The following is a 2927-nucleotide window of genomic DNA, read 5'->3' as shown; positions in this document are numbered from 1 at the left end:
CCGTCGGGATGGTCGTCGGTCAAGTCGGTGCCGGGCACAGCGTCGACGACATCCTGGCCGACTATCCCTATCTGGAGCGAGAAGACATCCTGCAGGCGCTGCGCTATGCCGCCTGGCGCGCCGATGAGCGCGAAGTCGAGGCAGGCGCGCTGCTGACGATCGACACGAAGCGCACCCGCTTGCGCCTGTTGCCGCTGCAAGTGAATCGGTGATCGGTTGCCGGCTCACGCCCGGCGCCAGATACTCCGTTCCGCCTCCGTGACCCTGAGGTCGGCAATTGCCGAGCGGCCTTGAATGCGACTCGGCCCGTCCTGCCTAGAATGCCCAGCCTGGTCCGGCGTGTCCGCCGGCGCGAGGAATGGATTCATGCAGCAGCTCTCAGGCATCTGGGTTCCCGTCATCACGCCGTTCGCGGCGGACGGGCGCGTCGACCATGAACGGCTCGCCGCGTTGGTCAAATCCCTGGTGGCCGATGGCATCCACGGCCTGGTCGCCTGTGGCACCACCGGCGAGGCCGCGACGCTCGACGAGGCCGAGCAGGCCGCCGTGCTGGGCACCGTGCTGTCGGCGGCCGGCGGGCGGCCGGTGCTGATGGGCGTGAGCGGCATCGCGCCGCGCGAGGTGATGGCGGCGTGCCGGCGCTTCGGAGAACAGGCCGTCGCAGGCTTCCTGGTGCCGCCACCGTCGTATGTGCGCCCGTCGCAACAGGGCGTCGTCGATTTCTACCGCGAGGTCGCGGCCGCCGCGGCACCGCGCGCGATCGTCGTCTACGACATCCCGTACCGCACCGGCGTCGAGCTGAGCCTGGCGACGCTGCGCACGCTGGCCGGGATTCCCGGCGTGGCCGGCCTGAAGGACTGCGGCGGCGACGCCCGCAAGACGCAGGCGCTGATCGCCGACGGCCGCCTCGCGGTGCTGGCCGGCGAGGACCACCAGATCTTCACGACGCTGTGCCAGGGCGGGCAGGGCGCCATCGCGGCCAGTGCGCACCTGCATGCGCGGCGCTTCGTCGAGCTGTTCGACGCGCTGCAGTCGGGCGACCTGCCGCGCGCCCGCCGGCTGCACCATGCGCTCGCACCGATGGTGGCGGCGCTGTTCGCTGAGCCGAACCCGGGCCCGCTGAAGGCGCAGCTCGCGGCGCTCGGCCGGATCGGCCCCACGCTGCGCGCGCCGATGACCCCGGCGAGCGCGCCGGTCGCGGCCGCGCTGCAGGCAGCCTGGCGAGGGGTCGATCAAGGGGCCGATCGAGCGGCCTGATCAGGCCTTCGCGCCGATCTGCTTCAGCGCCTGCTGGCAGGCGGCGTCGCGCTCGGCCTGCGGCTTGGCCTTCAGCTCCTCGAACGCGAGGTCGCCGTTCAGGCGGCCCTGCATGAACAGCTTCAGGATGTTGACGTCCAGCTTGGCCAGCAGGTCCGAGCGGCCATGCGCCTCGGTCTCGAAGCGGCCCTTGAAGGCATCGAGCGCGGCATCGCTCGCGCCGCAGTGCTGTGCCATCTGGTAGCGCTGGCCGCTTTGCAGCCCGCCTTCGACGACCTCGTCCTTGGATTGCGCCATGGCGGCACAGGAGAACCACAGCAGGCAGGCGATCGGGACGAGGCGCATGGGAGATGTCGGAGGGTTGGACAATCCGCGAGGTTAACCGAGCCGGTGCGCCGGCTCGCATGGCCTCCGTAACGCGCGTGACCGGCTGTTGCTTTCGCCGCTAGCATGCCGTGATGGTCGATGCATCGCTGAGGTTCCTCGAAGGGGGTGGTGAGATGGGCGCGCGCATGCGCGCCTTCGATTGGGGCCGCACGCCGCTCGGCGACCCCGCCGGCTGGCCGCAGAGCCTGAAGACCATCGTGCGGGTGATGCTCGACTCGCGCTTCGCGATGTGGATGGCCTGGGGCAGCGAAGCCACGTTCTTCTGCAACGACGCCTACCTGCCGACCGTCGGCATCAAGCGCGACTGGGTGCTCGGCGCGCGCGCCGACGTGGTCTGGGCCGAGATCTGGCACGACATCGGCCCGCGCATCGACCAGGTGCTGAGCACCGGCACCGCCACCTGGGACGAGGGGCTGCAGCTGTTCCTGGAGCGCAGCGGCTACCTCGAGGAAACCTTCCACACCTTCTCGTACAGCCCGGTGTATGACGATGCCGATCGCGTGGCCGGCATGCTGTGCGTCGTCGTCGAGGACACCGAGCGCGCGATCGGCGAGCGCCGGCTGCGCCTGTTGCGCGAGCTGGCCGCGTTGCCGATCCGCGAGCTGCCGACGCTCGCGGCCGCCGCGGCGCAGCTGGTCGCCACGCTCGGCAACAGCCCGCAGGACCTGCCGTTCGCCGTGCTCTACCTGCCCGATGCCGCCGACGGCAGCGACCCGGCGCTCGGCCGCGTCACGCAGACGGCCAACGTGCCGCCCGAGGCACTGCCGCGCCGACTGGCGGGCGATGCGTCGTCGCTGCAGCCGCAGCACTTCGGCGAGATCCGCGGCGCGTGGACCGAACCGGTGCAGCAGGCCGTCGTGCTGCCGCTGGCGGTGGCGGGGCGGGCGCCCAATGTCGGCGCGCTGGTGGTGGGCATCAGCCCGCGCCGGCGGCTCGACGATGCCTACCGCAGCTTCCTGTCGCTGGTGGGCTCGCAGGTCGCGTYGCGCCTGGGCGAGGTGCGCGCGCGGCTCGAAGAGCAGCAGAAGGCCGAGGCCCTGGCCGAGCTCGACCGCGCGAAGAACGTGTTCTTCAGCAACGTGAGCCATGAGCTGCGCACGCCGCTGACGCTGATGCTGGGGCCGCTGCAGGACGCGCTGCTGCGCCCCGAGCTGCCGGCCGATGTGCACGACGCGCTGCAGCTGGCGCACCGCAACGGCGAGCGGCTGCGCAAGCTCGTCAACTCGCTGCTGGAGTTCTCGCGCATCGAGGCCGGGCGCGTCGAGGCGAGCTACCAGGCCTGT

Annotated in this window: 4 protein-coding genes; 3 read left to right on the top strand and 1 reads right to left on the bottom strand. The window is 71.4% G+C overall.

Annotated elements, in window-relative coordinates; all coding sequences use genetic code 11:
• Both AC1D15_RS24920 and dapA read left to right on the top strand, forming a co-directional pair.
• Nucleotides 1-212, top strand: a 212-nt coding sequence (locus AC1D15_RS24920; protein WP_477828089.1) for a DUF433 domain-containing protein, incomplete at its 5' end; no start/stop codon positions are given.
• Nucleotides 213-366: 154 nt separating this feature from the next.
• Nucleotides 367-1257, top strand: a complete 891-nt coding sequence (dapA, locus tag AC1D15_RS24915; RefSeq protein WP_477828088.1) for a 4-hydroxy-tetrahydrodipicolinate synthase — start codon at nt 367-369, stop codon at nt 1255-1257.
• Here dapA and AC1D15_RS24910 read toward each other — a convergent pair whose 3' ends face one another.
• Nucleotides 1258-1602, bottom strand: coding sequence for a hypothetical protein (locus AC1D15_RS24910; RefSeq protein ID WP_477828087.1), 345 nt, complete (start codon nt 1600-1602; stop codon nt 1258-1260).
• 113 nt (nt 1603-1715) lie between these two features.
• Here AC1D15_RS24910 and AC1D15_RS24905 point away from each other — a divergent pair.
• Nucleotides 1716-2927, top strand: a 1212-nt coding sequence (locus tag AC1D15_RS24905; protein ID WP_477828086.1) for a sensor histidine kinase, incomplete at its 3' end; no start/stop codon positions are given.

This window comes from Rhizobacter sp. P2_H2 (assembly GCF_056403375.1).
Note: the sequence above shows the minus strand (reverse complement) of the source record. Positions and strands in the feature narration are given on the sequence as shown.

What these genes read in the sequence shown, in the direction of transcription:
- dapA (WP_477828088.1), top strand. Translation starts at nt 367, where the DNA reads ATGCAGCAGCTCTCAGGCATCTGGGTTCCCGTCATCACGCCGTTCGCG.
- AC1D15_RS24910 (WP_477828087.1), bottom strand. Translation starts at nt 1,602, where the DNA reads ATGCGCCTCGTCCCGATCGCCTGCCTGCTGTGGTTCTCCTGTGCCGCC.